This window comes from Mycobacterium sp. 663a-19 (assembly GCF_035616495.1).
GTDB lineage: Bacteria > Actinomycetota > Actinomycetes > Mycobacteriales > Mycobacteriaceae > Mycobacterium.
In genome coordinates, this window is the sequence record NZ_JAPJAV010000002.1 from 104,590 (window position 1) to 119,678 (window position 15,089).

13 protein-coding genes are annotated in these 15,089 nt (G+C 67.9%); 1 reads left to right on the forward strand and 12 read right to left on the reverse strand.

Annotation, left to right across the window (positions count from 1 at the left end; all coding sequences use genetic code 11):
• Window positions 1-55 precede the first annotated feature (55 nt).
• The 9 genes from OQ968_RS04800 to fadD5 all read right to left on the reverse strand — a co-directional run bounded on the left by OQ968_RS04800 (window position 56) and on the right by fadD5 (window position 11,879).
• Entirely contained in the window at window positions 56-1,609 is a 1,554-nt protein-coding gene (locus OQ968_RS04800) for an MCE family protein (protein WP_324675273.1), read from the reverse strand.
• Window positions 1,603-2,784 (reverse strand): virulence factor Mce family protein, encoded by a 1,182-nt coding sequence (locus OQ968_RS04805; protein ID WP_324675276.1) that lies wholly within the window; start codon window positions 2,782-2,784, stop codon window positions 1,603-1,605. The genes OQ968_RS04800 and OQ968_RS04805 overlap by 7 nt, the downstream gene beginning before the upstream one ends.
• Window positions 2,784-4,394 (reverse strand): virulence factor Mce family protein, encoded by a 1,611-nt coding sequence (locus OQ968_RS04810; protein WP_324675278.1) that lies wholly within the window; start codon window positions 4,392-4,394, stop codon window positions 2,784-2,786. The genes OQ968_RS04805 and OQ968_RS04810 overlap by 1 nt, the downstream gene beginning before the upstream one ends.
• On the reverse strand, window positions 4,391-5,980 hold the full coding sequence (locus tag OQ968_RS04815) for an MCE family protein (RefSeq protein WP_324675280.1): 1,590 nt from the start codon (window positions 5,978-5,980) through the stop codon (window positions 4,391-4,393). The genes OQ968_RS04810 and OQ968_RS04815 overlap by 4 nt, the downstream gene beginning before the upstream one ends.
• Complete coding sequence (locus tag OQ968_RS04820; protein WP_324675282.1) at window positions 5,977-7,017, reverse strand: virulence factor Mce family protein; 1,041 nt, start codon at window positions 7,015-7,017, stop codon at window positions 5,977-5,979. Before OQ968_RS04820 ends, OQ968_RS04815 begins: the two co-directional genes overlap by 4 nt.
• Entirely contained in the window at window positions 7,014-8,318 is a 1,305-nt protein-coding gene (locus OQ968_RS04825) for an MCE family protein (protein WP_324675284.1), read from the reverse strand. Before OQ968_RS04825 ends, OQ968_RS04820 begins: the two co-directional genes overlap by 4 nt.
• 16 nt (window positions 8,319-8,334) lie before the next feature.
• Entirely contained in the window at window positions 8,335-9,204 is an 870-nt protein-coding gene (locus OQ968_RS04830) for an ABC transporter permease (protein WP_324675286.1), read from the reverse strand.
• Window positions 9,201-9,923 (reverse strand): MlaE family ABC transporter permease, encoded by a 723-nt coding sequence (locus OQ968_RS04835; protein WP_420715846.1) that lies wholly within the window; start codon window positions 9,921-9,923, stop codon window positions 9,201-9,203. The genes OQ968_RS04830 and OQ968_RS04835 overlap by 4 nt, the downstream gene beginning before the upstream one ends.
• A 294-nt stretch (window positions 9,924-10,217) precedes the next feature.
• Window positions 10,218-11,879 (reverse strand): fatty-acid--CoA ligase FadD5, encoded by a 1,662-nt coding sequence (gene fadD5, locus OQ968_RS04840; protein WP_324675290.1) that lies wholly within the window; start codon window positions 11,877-11,879, stop codon window positions 10,218-10,220.
• Between the two features lie 161 nt (window positions 11,880-12,040).
• Between fadD5 and OQ968_RS04845 the strand changes: the two genes are divergently transcribed.
• The gene (locus OQ968_RS04845) at window positions 12,041-12,733 is read left to right on the forward strand and encodes a GntR family transcriptional regulator (protein WP_324675292.1); all 693 of its coding nucleotides are present in this window, start codon (window positions 12,041-12,043) and stop codon (window positions 12,731-12,733) included.
• Window positions 12,734-12,812: 79 nt separating this feature from the next.
• Here the strand turns inward: OQ968_RS04845 and OQ968_RS04850 are convergent, their stop codons facing one another.
• The 3 genes from OQ968_RS04850 to OQ968_RS04860 are packed head-to-tail and all read right to left on the reverse strand — an operon-like array spanning window position 12,813 to window position 15,087.
• The gene (locus tag OQ968_RS04850) at window positions 12,813-13,253 is read right to left on the reverse strand and encodes an SRPBCC family protein (RefSeq protein ID WP_324675294.1); all 441 of its coding nucleotides are present in this window, start codon (window positions 13,251-13,253) and stop codon (window positions 12,813-12,815) included.
• Window positions 13,254-13,271: 18 nt separating this feature from the next.
• Complete coding sequence (locus tag OQ968_RS04855) at window positions 13,272-13,769, reverse strand: thioesterase family protein (RefSeq protein WP_324675295.1); 498 nt, start codon at window positions 13,767-13,769, stop codon at window positions 13,272-13,274.
• A gap of 10 nt (window positions 13,770-13,779) precedes the next feature.
• Complete coding sequence (locus OQ968_RS04860; RefSeq protein ID WP_324675297.1) at window positions 13,780-15,087, reverse strand: hydroxyacid-oxoacid transhydrogenase; 1,308 nt, start codon at window positions 15,085-15,087, stop codon at window positions 13,780-13,782.
• Window positions 15,088-15,089: the final 2 nt, after the last annotated feature.

A 15,089-nucleotide genomic window follows, 5' to 3' on the forward strand; every position in this document is an offset into this window, starting at 1 on the left:
CCTGACCTTCTGGAGAGGCTGCGCAGACGACGAGCAAGCGGCATTCGTGGGGGGTTCAGCCGGCCGGTGCCAGCATCTCCTTCCATCCGTCGTCTCCTGTTTTGGTCGAGTTTTCGACGGACCATTTGACTCCGTCGGGCCCTACCAGTTGACCGCTCTGCGGACTGTATACCGCCGAGGGGGGCCCGCTCGGAGTGTAGACACACGGGTTGGGCTGTTGTCCGTTGCACTGCACGCTACCGCTTCCCGGCCGCGACAGCGGGTCGCTGACCGGTGGGGGTGTCCCCGCCACCCGGTCCGCCGGCGCCGGGTTCATCCCGTTGTTGACCGACGGCGCCGGGATCACCATGCCGGGCCGCACCGACTGGTCGCAGCGCGCCGCAGGCGCGGGGCAGGTCAGGATCTGATTCGGGTCCCCGTACCAGGGGTTGGTTCCCGCCGGAACGTACGGCTTGGGGTCGCGGCACTCGCGCGGCGTGGCTGCCCGCTTGCCGGGGATGTCGATGCACGGGATGTTGCGCGATCCGCGCACCCCGTTGGCCGGCGTTTCCATCGGGATCTTGCAGTAGGTGCCCGACGGCAGCGGCTGCACGCTCGTGTCGGCCGGGGACCGCCACTCCGAGGCCGGGACGAAGCCCGTCAGGCACGGCGGCGGCCAGTTGATCGACAGGGCCAGGTCGAGCGCCGCCTGGTTGGGGAACGGCGCGGCCACCGTCTGCGCGATCGACGCGCCCTGCGGCAGGAACACCAGCACCTGCTCCAGCCCGGTGTGGTAGCGCTTCAGCAGGTCGAACACCACCTCGAGGTTCGCCAGCGTCTGCGGCAGCGAATCCCGGACGTCGTTGAACACGTCGTTGACCTGATCGGCGGTCGGCGCCGCTTGGGACAGAATGCTTTTCACGTGCGAGTCGTTGGCCGCCGACTGCGCGGCCAGCGTGTTCAGGTTGCGCGCCCAACGCTCGATCGCCGCATTCGAGTTGACCTGGCTGTCCAGGATCGGCCCGGAGTTCTGGATGATGTCGTTGACGTTGGTGATGTTGGTCCGGAAGTCACCGACGATCGCCTGGGTGGAGTCCACCAGCCGCTGCAGCGCCGGTCCCAGGCCGCCGACGGATTCCGCCGTCTCGTCGAGCAGCTGGCCGATCTTGTCCTTGGGCAACACCGCGAGCCCTCGGTTCGCGGTGTCCAGCGCCGGCCCGATCTCGGAGGGCACCGTGCCCAACTTGGGCATCGTTTGGCCCGGCGACAGGGACCTGCCGGGGTTCCCGCTCGGCACCAGGTCCAGATACTGCTCACCGACCGCGGACACCGAATGGACGTTCGGCACCGCGTCGACGGGGATGCGGTAGCGACTGTCGATGCTCATCGTCGCTTCGGCGCCCTGCTCGGTGGGCTGCACGTCGGTGACCTTGCCGATGGTGATGCCGCGGTAGGTCACGTTGGCCGTGGGGTACAGCCCGCCCGACGCGGGCAGCTCGGCCTTGAGGGTGTACCGGCCGACCCCCATCAGGCTCGGGATCTGCAGGTAATAGATGCCCAGCACACCAAGCGAGATCACCGTCAGGATCCCGAACAGCACCAGCTGGCGCCGGACGAAGGGAGTCAGCATTGGCTTCTGTCCGCCCTTTCCACCAGCGGTCCGCCGGGCGCGTCATTCGGGTTCGGCGTGTAGCGGACGTCGGGAATCATCGTCTCGGGATCACGCCCGAACGACTGCTCGAGCGCGCGCAACGCGCCCGACAACCCGGTGCCGGTGAGGAATGCGTTGTCGATGGCGCTGTAGGTCAGGTCGAGCGTCAGCGACACGTTCATGTAGTCACCGCGGACCACCTTCGGCACGCTGTCGATGTCGAACGGCTGGGTGAGGATCAGCTTCAGCGCCCCGATCAGCATCGGCGAGGCGCGGCCGAGTTCCCGCAGCGGGCATTGCAGCGATTCCAAATCCTGATGCAGGGGCCCGCGCGCCTCGGACAGGTACTTGTCCGCGGCCTGGCTGAGCCGTCCCACCGAGTCGACGGCGTTGATGAGCAGCTGCTTGGTGTCCGCGAAATGCTTGATCAGCGGGGGGATGTCGGTCAGCACCCGGTCCAGGACGTCCGCGCGGCCACCCACGTAGACCAGCAGCCGGTTGGTGGAGTCGATGGCATGGGTGATGTCGTCGCGCTGCTGGTTGAGCTGGTCGGTGAAGGTGTCCAGCTTGCCGAGGAAAGCCCGGATCTGCTCCCCGCGCCCGTGGAAGATGTTGTAGACCTCGTTCTGCAGCACCTCGAGGTTCGGGATGCCGCCACCGCGCAGGATCAACGCAAAACTGGCCAGCGTCTCCTCTGTCGAGGGGTACGCCGACGAATTCTTCAGCGGAATGGTGTCGCCGTCCTTGAGCAGCTGCGGCGACGGGTTCGGCGGTGCGGCCAGCTCCACGTGCTGCGAACCCAGCAGGGAGGTCTGGCCGATCTTGGCGGTGGCGTTCTTGGGCAGCTTGACGCTCTTGTCCAGACCCAGCGCAAGGGTGGCCACCCAGTTCTTCAGCTTGATCTCTTTGATCGAGCCGACGAGGACGTCGGCCACCATGACCTTGCTGTTGTTGTTGATCGCCAACGTGTCCGGCATCTGCACGTAGACGGTGTAGGACCCCGCCCCGGTTCCGGGACCGCCCGGGATCGCGACGTTGGAGATGCCGCGCCAGCCGCACGAGCTCAGCACCACCGCGGCCACCGCCAGCACCAGCCCCTGCCACGCCCGGTGGCGGATCAGGTGCGCGATCCGTCGCGCGCTCACGCCGCGCATTACTGGCCACCTCCTTCAGCGGGTACCGGCGGGCCGCCGGCGTTGGGTGCCGGCGCCGACACCGGTGCCGGCGTCGGGGCGATCGGGCCGGGGGCTACCCCCGGTCCGGGCGGCGGCGGCGAGATCGGCACCGGCGCCTGCACCCCGATCGGCGGCACTATCGGGTTCTCGTCGTAGGAGTTCGGCGGCCCCGGCGGCGTCTGCAGATTCGATTGAACGGGTTCGATGTTCGGCCCGCCCATGAGCTCGGCCAGCGACTCCGGCGTCATCAGGCCCGCGGTGATCGGCCCCACCTGCTGACCCTGCATGCCCGGGGCGACGATCCAGCCGGTCTGGGTGTTGCGGTGCGACGTGGGTGTGTCCGGCACCCAGATACCGGGGACGGTGGTGTCCTTGTACCCGGGGGGAGGCTGCAGCCGCGGCTCGGAGTAGGCGATCTCCTTGGGCAGCGTCTCCGCGGTGCTGAACAGGTTGATGCCGAACGGCGGGTAGTTGAACTTGATCGCGTCCAGGATCGGCGCCAGATACTGCGCGCACAGCTCGGCGGACTCCTGGTAGCCGAGCCGGCTGCCGGCCTGAATCGAGCTGCAGATGAACTGCATCGGGTTGGCGAAGTTGGTGATCGCGGGAATGGCGACCACCGCGCCGTGCGACGGGTGGTAGATCTGGTTGATGTTGGCCGCGGCCGTCGGAAGGACGTGCAGGGAGGTTTCGATCCCGTTCAGCGAATCCGGTTGCAGCAGCGTGTTCGTCGCGGTGGCCAGGTTGTTGACGTCGGTGGTCAGCACCTCGCGGTTCTTGTCGAGGAACGGCCGCAGGGTGGAGAGCAGGCTGTCGAACTGCTGAGTCGCATTGGCAAGGTCGCTGTCGTTGTGCGCGAGCCGGGTGGTGAGATCCGCCAGGTTCTGGTTCAGCGCCACGAACTGCTGATCGTCCTGATGCAACGCGTTGACGAAGAGCGCGAGGCTGCGCACCACCGCGAAGAAGTCGCCGCGGCCCTCGTTGAGCGCGTTGAGCGCCTGCGACAGGTTGTTCAGCGTCGTGTTGATCTGCTTGCTCTTGCCGGCCAGCCCGTTGGCGAAGGACGTGATGACCTCACCGAACGGCCCCGTCGGCTGCTCCTTGGTCGGGCCGAGCTTGGTGATGATGTTGGTGATGCTGTTGCGCAACTGGTCCCACTCCACCGGGACCTGGGTGCGCTCCTCCGGGATCACCGCGTTGTCGGCGAGCACCGGGCCGCCCTTGTAGACCGGCTCGAGCTGGATGGCCCGCGACGCCACCAGGGTGGGGTTGAGGATCACCGCCGAGGCGTTGGCCGGAACCTTGTACTGGTTCTGGTAGTGGAAGGTCACCTTCATCTTGTCGCCGGTCGGCTCGATCTTGTCGATCGCGCCCACCGGCAGACCCATGATCTGAACCTTGTCGCCCGGGTACAGCGCGTTCGCCGCCGGGAAGTAGGCGACCACGGTGTTGTTGGTCAGCTTCTCGTAAAGCCGGTAGCCGACATAGCCGACGACGAGCGCCAGCACCACCACGAGCGACCCGATGATGACCGTCGTGCGCGACAGCTTGGGTAGCCGCAGGTTGCGGATGTCAAAGACGGTGCTCAATTCTGAGTACCTCCCATGACGCCGCTACCTCCTGCTCCACCGGGGTTGATGAACGGAGCCGGCAGCTGGTCCCCCGGCCCGGGTGGCGCCGGCGGGCCCGGCGGCAGGCCCGGCGCGAACGTCGACGGTGGTGGCGCCGGCCCGGCCGGTGCCAGGTTCTCGGTCCGCGCGCCCGGCGGCGCCTGCGGCGGCAACGGCACCGGGGTGCCCGGAACGTTCGGCGGCGGGTCGCCCGGGCGCCCGGCGATCGGCATGCCCGGCGTCGGCGGCAGCCCGTTGGGGTTCGGCGGGGACGTCTCGACATCGATGGGCGCGGGGAAGCCGACGCCGCCGAACGGGCCGATTGCCGTGCCCGCGCAGGGCAGCGGATTCCACGGCCGCGGCAGGCCCTCGTCCCCGACGGTGATGTTGCCGCCGGGATTCGCCGGGCTGTACGAGCACGGTGACCCGGGCGGGACGGCCGGTCCCGGATGGTCCGGGGTGCCCTCCAGCACCGGCGGGGCCGGCGGCGGTGCGCCGTTGGGGAACCGGGTGCCGTTGGGGTCGGGCCACCGGAAGGACGGCAACGCCGCGCTGCGCCAGAAGTTCTCCGGGTCGAGGCCGCGCTTCTTGAAGGCCGCGTCGACCCACGGCTGAACGATCTGATACAGGGCCAGGTTGTGCAGCACCACCTTGAAGAACGGGCCCGACGCGATGGCCTCGTTCAGCGAGGGCAGGAACATGCCCACCTCGGTGAGGCCCGCGGCCAGGTCGTCCTTGCGCTCGACCAGGATCTGGCTGACCGTGCGCAACTGCTCGAGCACGTGATTGAGGTTCGGGTTGTCGTTGATGAAGCCCTTGACCTGCTCCGAGAACGCGGCGACGTTGGCCAGCAACGCGTTGATGGCCTGGCCGCGCTCGTTGAATGCGGCCAGCAGCGTCTTGGCGTTGACCAGCGCACGGTCGATCTGCTCGCTGCGGTCACCGAGGACGCTGGCCACCTGGTTGGCCTGGGCGAGCAGGTGCTTGACCTCCTCGTCGCGCTTGCCGATCGTGTCGGAGAACTTCGCCACACCTTCCAGCGCGGGGCTCAGGTGCGGGTAGGTCTGGTCAATGGTCTGCGACAGCACATGCAGCGATTCCTTGACGGTGTCGATGTTCCAGCCCTGGGCGGCCTTGGTGACGTCGAAGAACGCGTCGTAGATCTGGTACGGGGTGGTGCTCTGCCCGGCCGGGAGGGTGGCCCCGGGCCGCAATTGCTGGTTGCCGCGCGGCTCGATCTCCATCACCTTGCGGCCGAGGATGGTGTCGGTGCGGATCGCCAGCCGGCTCTCGGTGCCGATCTTGTTGGTGCCGATCGAGAACTTCATCAAGATGTGGTCGCCATCGATCTTGAGGCTCTCGACCTTGCCGACGTCCATGCCGGCGATGCGCACCCGGTCGCCCGTGCTGATGCCGCCGGAGTCGGTGAACTGCCCGTAGTAGGTGGGCCGGGCCATCAGCATCGGGATGTTGGTGAAGCTCTGACCCACGCCGACGACGAGCACCGTGACGATGATGCCCATGAGCCCGATGCGCAGGCGGTTCGGGGGTTCCAGCGTTCTCATTGCGGCGTGCACCTACCCGTCGGCTGCTGGAAGAGCCGGACCGTGCGGATGGGCCCGCCGGGCTGCAGCCCGTTGATCTTCAGCGTGATGTCGCAGGCGTAGAAGTTCACGAAGTCCCCGTAGGACCCGATGGCGCGCCCGATCATGTTCAACCCGTTCGGCACCTTCTTGAGGTAGTCCTGCAGCTGATCCTGCTGGTCGATGAGGGGCTGCTGAACGGCGTCCAGGTAGTTCAGCGTCTTGTGCAGCAGGCCGCGGTCCTCGGCCAGCAGGTCGGCGACAGTGCCGGCGGCGTTGCTGATGTGCGCGGTGCCGGCGGCCAGCGGATCGGCGTGGTTCTTCAGCCCGGTGATCAGCACCTCGAGGTTGTTGATGGTCTGGTCGAATTGCTGGCGATGGCGGACCGTGGTGTCCAGCACGATGTTCAGGTTCTTGATCACCTCGCCGATCGCCTGGTCGCGCTGCCCGAGCTGGTTGGTCAGCTGCGCGGTGTTGTCCAGGATGTCGTTGATGGTGCCGCCCTGGCCCTGGAACACGGTGATCAGCGCCGACGCGATCGTGTTGACCTTCTCCGGGTCCAGCGCCCGGAACAGCGGCTTGAACCCACCGATCAGCGCGTCCAGGTCCAGCGCAGGCGACGTGCGCGACACCGGGATGAATCCGCCCGGCGGCAGGATCCGGTCGGAGCCCTCGCCCTCGCCGCGCTTGAGCTCCAGGTAGCGGTCACCGATCAGGTTGAGGTACCGGATCTGCGCGGTCGTCGACTGGTACAGCGGCACCGAGCGGTCGACGTTGAACTTCACCCGGACCCGCTTGCCGCCGTCGACCAGCTCCACCGAGTCGACCTTGCCGATCTCCACCCCGGAGGCGCGGACGAACTGGCCCTGCCGCAGCCCGCTGATGTTGCTGAACTCCGCCGAGTACGCGCTGGTGCGGTCGAACCGCATCTGACCGAACACCACGATGATCATCGCGGTGAACAGCAGCAGCACCAGCGAGAAGATGCCGAGTCGGACGATGGTACCGGTGATTTTCATGGGTTGATCGTGTTATCCCCTACCTGACGGCCCCACACGAACTCCATCGCATAGGGCGAACCGGTGTCGATGTGGTTGTACGGCGCGATGCTGTTGCCGGTGTCCATCACCAACTCGGGTGCGGGCCAGAGGTCATGGGTGATGTGCTGCCAGCAGCCCGGCGCGCCGCCCGGCCCACCGCGGGCGTTCACCCGCGGCAGGTTTTCCGGCCAGGTGTACGGGTTCGGCGCGCCGCCGACCAGGCCGGCCAGCCCGCCGACCAGGGAGGCGATCAGGACCGTCGCCGACAGTGGGTTCAGCAGTGCGCTCAGCCCCGACAGCGCCTCGGTCTCGGTGTTCAGCGAGTAGCCGTTGCCGCCCAGGAACGTCCGGACCGTGGGTTCGACGTCGTGGTAGTTGCGGATGGTGCAGAACAGCTCGGGGCTGTAGGTGTCCAGCAGCTGGGCGGTGGGCACCAGGTCTTCGGCGCCGCGGGCCAGGTACGGCCCACCCCGCTCGAAGATGTCCGCGCCGGTGTTGCCGAACCCGGCCGCCGACAACAGCGCCTGGTCCAGGTCCTTCTGCTGGGCGTTGATCGAGCGCGACGTGACCACCGCGTTGTTGAGGAAGTCGAACAGGTCCGGCGCGGCGTTGGCATAGGTGTCACCCAGGCCGGCCAGCTGCTGGATGTCGTGGCGGGCCTGCGGCATCTGCGGGTTGACGTCGTCGAGGATCGCGTTGGCGTTGACGATCGACTGCCCGAACCGATCGCCCAACCCGGCCAGCGACTGCGCGGCCGCGCTCAGCGTCAGATTCAGCTTGACCGGATCCACCTTCTGCGCGATGTCGGTGATTGTCTGGAACAGCGTGTTGATCTCCGTGGTCACCGACCGCGCATCGATCACCGTGTGCGACGTGATCCGTTGCGGCGACGGGTTTTTCGGCGTGGTGAACGACACGTACTTCTGGCCGAACACCGTGGTGGCCACGATCTTCGCGTCCACGTTGGCCGGAATCAGCCTCAGATACTTGGGATCGATGTCCAGGACGAACCTGGCCGCGGGCCTGCCGTCCTGCTGCACCTCGGAAATGGTTGCCACTCGGCCGATCTGCACCCCGTTGAGGGTGACCTTCGCCCCCGGGTCCATCACCAAGCCCGCCCGCGAGGACAGCATCGTCACCGGAGTTTTCGCCGTGAAATCCCCCCGGAACTGCTGGTAAACCAACCACAGCACCAGCGCGGCGATCAGGAACACCGCGACACCGACCAACCTGTAGGGCCGGGTCGGCGGCTTGTTCACCTTCACTCGCGGAGTCGTCATGGCGTATCCCGTTGCCTCACACCGTAAAAGCGAAGTTCGGGTTGACGCCGTAAAGCGCCATTTCGGCCAACAGGACGACGACATTCACCGAGACGAGCGAGAAGCGCATCGAGCGGCCGACGGCCTCACCGACGCCGACCGGGCCGCCGCTCGCGTTGTACCCGTAGTAGCAATGGGTGAGCATCACGACCGCCGCCATGATGATGACCTCCCCGAACGACCAGAACACGTCGTTGGGGCGCAGGAATGTGCGGAAGTAGTGATCGTAGGTGCCGGTGGCCTGTCCATACAGCACCGTGGTGACGACCGCCGGAGACAGGAACGACATGATCAGTCCCAGCGAGTACAGCGGGATGATCACCACCAGCCCGGCCAGCATCCGGGTGGACACCAGGTAGGCCACCGAGTCGATGCCCATGACCTCCAGCGCGTCGATCTCCTCGCTGATCCGCATGGCGCCCAGTTCGGCGGTGGCGCCGGCGCCGACAGTGGCCGCCAGCACGACGCCGGAGACGACGGGCGCGACGAGACGCACGTTGATCAGTGCGGCGACGAACCCGAGGAGCGCCTGGATACCGATCTGGCTCAGCGACGCGAAACCCTGGAGGGCGACCAGCGAGCCGGCGGACAGCGTCACGAACGAGATGATCACCGCGGTGCCGCCGACGACCGCCATGGCGCCGGTGCCCATGCCGACCTGGGCGATCAGCCGCAGGATTTCGGTGCGGTAGCGGGTCAGCGCCCACCCCATGCCGCGAGTGCTGGTGACCGTGAACCAGCCCAGCTTCCCGGCTTCTTCGAGCGATCCGGTCGCGGCGCCACCGACTCGACTGATATCGGCGGCCAACCGTGGGAAGCGGGAGCGGAATACTGCGGCTGATGTCATTTCACTGCGCTCGTTCCGAATTTCACACCGATGGTGGTCAGCACCACGTTGACCGCGTACAGCGCGACCACGGCCATCACCACCGTCTCGTTGACCGCGGTGCCCAAACCCTTGGCGCCGCCGCGCACGGTCAGTCCCCGGTAGCAGCCGATCAGGCCGGCGATCAACCCGAACGTCGCCGCCTTGACCGTCGAGATGATCACCTCGGGCAGTCCGGTGATCAGGGTCAGCGTGGCGAGGTAGGCGCCGCCGGACACGTTCTGCAGGTAGACGCCGAAGAGGAACCCGCCGACCAGGCCGACCATGCTCACCAGGCCGTTGAGCATCATCGCGACGGTCGCGCAGGCCAGGACCCGGGGCACCACCAGCCGGTGGATCGGGTCGATGCCCAGCACCTCCATCGCGTCGATCTCCTCGCGGATGGTGCGGGCACCCAGGTCGGCGCAGATGGCCGTGGACGCCGCGCCGGCGACCACCAGCACGGTCACGATCGGGCCGATCTGGGTGACCACGGCGACGCCCGCGCCCGCCCCCGAGATGTCGGCGGCTCCGACCTGGAGCAACAGGATGTTGAAGGTGAAGATGAAGAGCACCGTCACCGGCACCGAGACGGCCATGGTCGGCAGCAGCGCGACCCGCATGATGAACCAGCACTGCAGGACGAACTCGCGCCACTGGAACGGCCACCGGAATACCGCCCTGCCGGTCAGCACGCACATCCGGAAAAAGCCGCCGACGAGCGTCAGGAACGGCGCCACCCGGTCGCGGGCGTAATCGGCCAGCCGTGGTTCGGTCGCCGTCGTCGTCACCGCTGCCCCCTCCCACAGGCACCGCGCGCCTCCCGGCGCCGCGGCGAATCGTGTCGCACGCCTTCTCCTTGCCCAGAACCTCCGTGTGTGACCATCGGCTCCCTACTCGCAAGTAGTAACGGAGACCACAGGAATGTACCCGATGGTCGTGCACGTGTGAACCGACATCTGCACAATTAACCCTTCGTCAATAACGGGCGAACGTTACGGTTTTCCTCGGCCCTCCTCGCCGGTCGTTGAATCGCTTGACGCGGAACGGCTTTCAGCCGCGTTCACGGAGCCGTAGCGCACCCGCAGCTCGGTCTTGAGCACCTTCCCGGCCGGGTTGCGCGGCAGCGCATCGACGATCTCGAGCGCCTTGGGGTGCTTGTAGCGCGCGAGCCGCTCGTTCAGGAACCCGTCCAAGTCGTCCAGCCGGAGCCCGTCGTCGGTGACGGCCGCGACCGCGATCGGCACCTCGCCCCACTTCTCGTGGGCGCGGCCGATGACGGCGACCTCGACGATGCTCGGGTGGGCGGCCAGCGCGTTTTCCACCTCCGCGCAGTAGATGTTCTCGCCGCCGGAGATGATCATGTCCTTCTTGCGGTCCACCACCCAGACGTAGCCCTCGTCGTCCATCCGGACGAGGTCACCGGAGTGGAACCAGCCGCCCGCGAACGCCTCCGCCGTGGCCGCCGGGTTGTTCCAGTAGCCGCTCATCAATGTCGGTGCGCGGTAGACGATTTCGCCCACCTCGCCGACGGGCACATCGTTCATGTTCTCGTCGACGACGCGGGCGGCGACGGTGGGGATCACCTTTCCGACCGACCCGCGCTTACGGATCGCGTCGTCGCCGAGCAGCATGCAGGTGACCGGCGACATCTCGGTCTGGCCGAAGGCGGCCAATATCTGGGTGCCGGGGAACGTCGCCGACATCTCGCGCAGCAGCGCGTCCGGCGCCGGGGCGGCCCCCCACGACATCACCCGCAGCCGCAGATCGCGCGGCCGCGCCTGCTGCTCGGCGCACACCGCCTGCCACTGCGCGGGCACCAGAAAGATGCCGGTGACCTTCTCGGCCTCCAGCACGTCGAGCAGCTGGCCCGGGTCGAACGCGCCGAGCGGGTAGATCACCGTGGGGATGCCGAGCAACATCGACGTCAGCATGTTGCCGATCCCGGCGATGTGGAAAAACGGGACGCCGATGAAACCGACGTCGTTGTTGATGTCGGCGCCGTTGGTGTACAGACCGGTCATCGTCTGGCCGGTCAGGTTCGCGTGGGTCAGCACGGCGCCCTTGGGGCGGCCGGTGGTGCCCGACGTGTACATGATCAGGGCCGGGGAGTCGTTCGGGATGTCCACGGGCTCGTGCGGATCGCCGGTCTCGTTGATCAGGTCCTCGTAGCCGACGACACCGTCGTCGGTCGCGCCGGCGGCGACGACGATCGTGTCCAGCAGCGGCTGGATGTCACGGACCCCGGTGGCCACCGGCGCGAGCACGGGCTCGGTGATCATCACGCGGGCTTCGCAGTCCTCGACCAGGAAGGCGATCTCGGCCGGGGTGAGCCGGAAGTTCAGCGGGACCGCGATGGCCCCGAGCATGTTGGCGGCCAGCACCGACTCCATGAATTCGGTGCGGTTGAGCATCAGGATCATGACCCGGTCGCCGAAGCGGACCCCGCGCCGGCTCAGCCCGTCGGCCAGCGCCGAGACCCGGCGCTGCAGCTCGCCCCACGTCACCGTGTTGCCCAGGAATCGCAGCGCCGTGGCGTTCGGCTGCATCATCGCGTGGCGCTCGAGCTGGTTCACCCAGTTCTGCCGCCGGGCGCGGTACGGCTGCTGCGTGACTTGGGAAGTCTGCGCGAGGTGGCCGGCCAATTGAGCGGTCAACTACTACCTCCCCTTACACTCGCGCACCGCTTGCGCCAGGTTGATATTTGATAAAACATGGTGTTGTGTGGGTCACACTATGGCTTTGACGCCCCCCTGACAAGCCCCTTTTCCAGCCCCTATCGAGTCCCGCCGAACCCCTGAAAGCCCTGACAGCCGCCGTGAACGCACCGATTTCCACGAAGCCGCGGAGCCGGCGGCCACTGCGCAGGGCACAGCTGTCCGACGAAGTCGCGGGTCACTTGCGTGCGGCGATCATGTCCGGCAGGTTGCGCCCGGGAACCTTCATACGCCTGGACGAGACGGCGGCCGAACTCGGGGTCAGCATCACGCCGGTGCGCGAGGCGCTGCTGAAACTGCGCGGCGAGGGCATGGTGCAGCTGGAGCCGCACCGCGGTCACGTCGTATTGCCGCTGACCCGCCAGGACATCCAGGACATCTTCTGGCTGCAGGCCACGATCGCCAGGGAGCTGGCCGCCGCGGCCACCGACCACATCACCGACGGCGAGATCGCCGAGCTCGACCGCATCAACAACGCGCTCGAGGCGGCCGTCGGGTCGAGCGACGCCGAGACCATCGCGGGCATCGAGTTCGCGTTTCACCGGGTCTTCAATCAGGCCAGCGGCCGGATCAAGTTGGCCTGGTTCCTGCTCAACGCCGCGCGCTACATGCCGGTGCTGGTGTACGCGGCCGACCCGCACTGGGGTGTGGCAGCCGTCGACAACCACCGGCAGCTGATCGCGGCGCTGCGCCGGCACGACGCGGCTGCCGTGATCGAGCACACCGTCTGGCAGTTCACCGACGCGGCGCACCGGCTGACCGAGATGCTGGACGGAGCGGGAATCTTCGACTGATCACCAGAGCCGCGACCGTGCGTGTTCGTACGCTGACACGCCGTCGCAGGCGTACAACTGCGCACGCTCGAACCGCTTCTTAGTTCGCCGACAGCTGCTCGGCGCGCTGCTTGAGGTTGTCGGCGAGGTGGTCGAGCACGTTGTTGAGCATGGACTTGACCATCGGCGCGGGCACCGGCATCGACGGCTCGACGTCGATATCCACCGTGAGCAGGCTCGACGCGCCGATCTCCACCACGCTGAACAGCTGCTCCTGCTTGGCGAACAGGTCGCCCTGCTGCATGACGGTCTGAATCTGGTTGTCGCCCGGGTAGTACACGGCCTGGATATAGGTGCCCGCCACGCCCTGCACCTCGGTGTCGAGCCGCAGCTGGCTGGGACGCCCGTCGTCGTAGCGGGCGAGCACCCACAGGCCCTTGATCTCGTCGTTCCATTCGGGATACGCCTCGAAATCGGCGACGATGGCCATGATCGACGCGGCGTCGGCACCGACCTCGACGGTCTTGCTCAAGACGGGCATGGCCGAAGCATATTGCTTCTATTTACGGGGCTCTGCCGGTGCCACGGTGGCCGTCGACAGCAGCGCGCGGATGGCGCCGGGGATCGGCACGGGCTTGCGGCTCGCCCGGTCGACGTAGACGTGCACCCAGTGCCCCAGGGCGGTGACGGCCTGCGCCTCGTCGGCGGCCAGCTCCTCGGCGGCCCGGAACACGCCGAGCCGATACGTCACGCTGCTGCGGCCGAGGCGGGTGACCGCCAGCCCGATGACGAGCCGTTCCGGGAAGTGCAGCTCGGAGAAGTAGCGGCAGCCCGACTCGGCGACGATGCCCAGCGACGGGATGGCCAGCGGGTCGACGCCGACGCTGGTGTTGATCCAGCCGTTGATCGCGGTGTCGAACAGCTGGTAGTACACCGCGTTGTTGAGGTGCCCGAACATGTCGTTGTCGGCCCACCGGGTGAGCACGGGCCACAGCACCGGGAAGTCGCGGCTGGTGAGCCCGTCCGGCGCGGGCGGAACCACTGGGACCGAAGCCATGCTGTCCTGACTACCAGTAGCGCATGGCTTGCCGAAACAGGTCCGCCAGAACCGGTTTGTCCATCTCCCGCGGGGCGTTCTGTAAGAGCCGCTGCTGCGGGTAGGCGCCCTCGGTCAGGGCCGCGACGTCGTCGTCGGTGTAGCCCACGGCGCCGAGCCCGTTCGGCATGCGGACCGCGCGCATGATGCGGATGAGCTCGCCGGCCAGCACCTCGCCCGCGTCCTTCGCGTCGGCGCCCCGGGTGTCGGCGCCGAGCAGCCGCGCACCCTGAAGGTGGCGCTCCGGGCTGACCTCCGCCGTGAAGCGGAACGACGACGGCGCGTTGAGGATGACCGCCATGCCGTGCGGCACGAGCGGCTCGTCGGCCGGGTAGCCCGGGGGGCGGTAGTCGCGCACCAGCCCGGCGACCGCGTACGCCATGCCGTGCGGCGCGTGCACGCCGGCGTTGCCGAACGCGATGCCGGCAAGCGTTGCCGCCCACATCATCTGCTCGCGGGCCTCGCCGTCGGAGGCGTCGTCGACGGCGCGCTCCAGGAACCGCCCCAGCAGGCGCAACGCCTCGCGGCAGCCCAGGTCGCTCCACGGGTTGGCGCCCTGACTCATGGGTCGCAGGCTGGGCCTTTCGGGTGCGCGCCGTTTGGTGTGGGGCCGCGCGGTGTAGGACTCCAAGGCGTGCGACAGCACGTCGAGCCCCGCCGCGGCGACGACCTCGGCGGGCAGGGTCGCGGTGCAGTCGGGGTCGACGAGTGCCTCGGTCGGACGCAGCGCGTGCGAGGCGATGCCCGTCTTGGCCTTCAGCGAGATGAGGTCGAAGATCGCGATGCCGGTGACCTCGCTGCCGGTGCCCGCGGTGGTGGGGCACGCGATGTGCGGCCGCAGCGGGCCGGGCACGGGTTTGCTCTCGCCGATGGGCGCGTTGACGTAGGTCAGCAGGTCGGCGGGATGGGTGGCGTACAGGTTGGCGGCCTTGCACGTGTCGATGACCGAGCCGCCGCCCAGCGACACGTAGCCGTCGGGGTTGCACTCGCGGGCGAAGCGGGCCGCGTCCAGAAACGACGCGTCGGTGGGCTCGACATGTACTGCGGTGTAAGCGATTACGTCCAGCCCGGCCGCGGCCAGCGAGTCGCGCGTCTTGGCGAAGATGGGCAGCCCGGCCACGACGGCGTCGGAGAACAACGCCACCCGCCGCAGCCCCAGCGCCCTGGCCCGGTCCCCCGCCTCCGCCAGGCAACCGCGCCCGAAGGTCACCCGGGACGCGTCGACGGTGAAGGCTCCGTCGCAGTCCTCGGCGGCGATTGGGACATCGCAGCGCGCCATGC

What these genes read in the sequence shown, in the direction of transcription:
- OQ968_RS04800 (WP_324675273.1), bottom strand. Translation starts at nt 1,609, where the DNA reads ATGCTGACTCCCTTCGTCCGGCGCCAGCTGGTGCTGTTCGGGATCCTG.
- OQ968_RS04805 (WP_324675276.1), bottom strand. Translation starts at nt 2,784, where the DNA reads ATGCGCGGCGTGAGCGCGCGACGGATCGCGCACCTGATCCGCCACCGG.
- OQ968_RS04815 (WP_324675280.1), bottom strand. Translation starts at nt 5,980, where the DNA reads ATGAGAACGCTGGAACCCCCGAACCGCCTGCGCATCGGGCTCATGGGC.
- OQ968_RS04820 (WP_324675282.1), bottom strand. Translation starts at nt 7,017, where the DNA reads ATGAAAATCACCGGTACCATCGTCCGACTCGGCATCTTCTCGCTGGTG.
- OQ968_RS04825 (WP_324675284.1), bottom strand. Translation starts at nt 8,318, where the DNA reads ATGACGACTCCGCGAGTGAAGGTGAACAAGCCGCCGACCCGGCCCTAC.
- OQ968_RS04830 (WP_324675286.1), bottom strand. Translation starts at nt 9,204, where the DNA reads ATGACATCAGCCGCAGTATTCCGCTCCCGCTTCCCACGGTTGGCCGCC.
- OQ968_RS04835 (WP_420715846.1), bottom strand. Translation starts at nt 9,923, where the DNA reads ATGTGCGTGCTGACCGGCAGGGCGGTATTCCGGTGGCCGTTCCAGTGG.
- OQ968_RS04850 (WP_324675294.1), bottom strand. Translation starts at nt 13,253, where the DNA reads ATGCCCGTCTTGAGCAAGACCGTCGAGGTCGGTGCCGACGCCGCGTCG.
- OQ968_RS04855 (WP_324675295.1), bottom strand. Translation starts at nt 13,769, where the DNA reads ATGGCTTCGGTCCCAGTGGTTCCGCCCGCGCCGGACGGGCTCACCAGC.
- OQ968_RS04860 (WP_324675297.1), bottom strand. Translation starts at nt 15,087, where the DNA reads ATGGCGCGCTGCGATGTCCCAATCGCCGCCGAGGACTGCGACGGAGCC.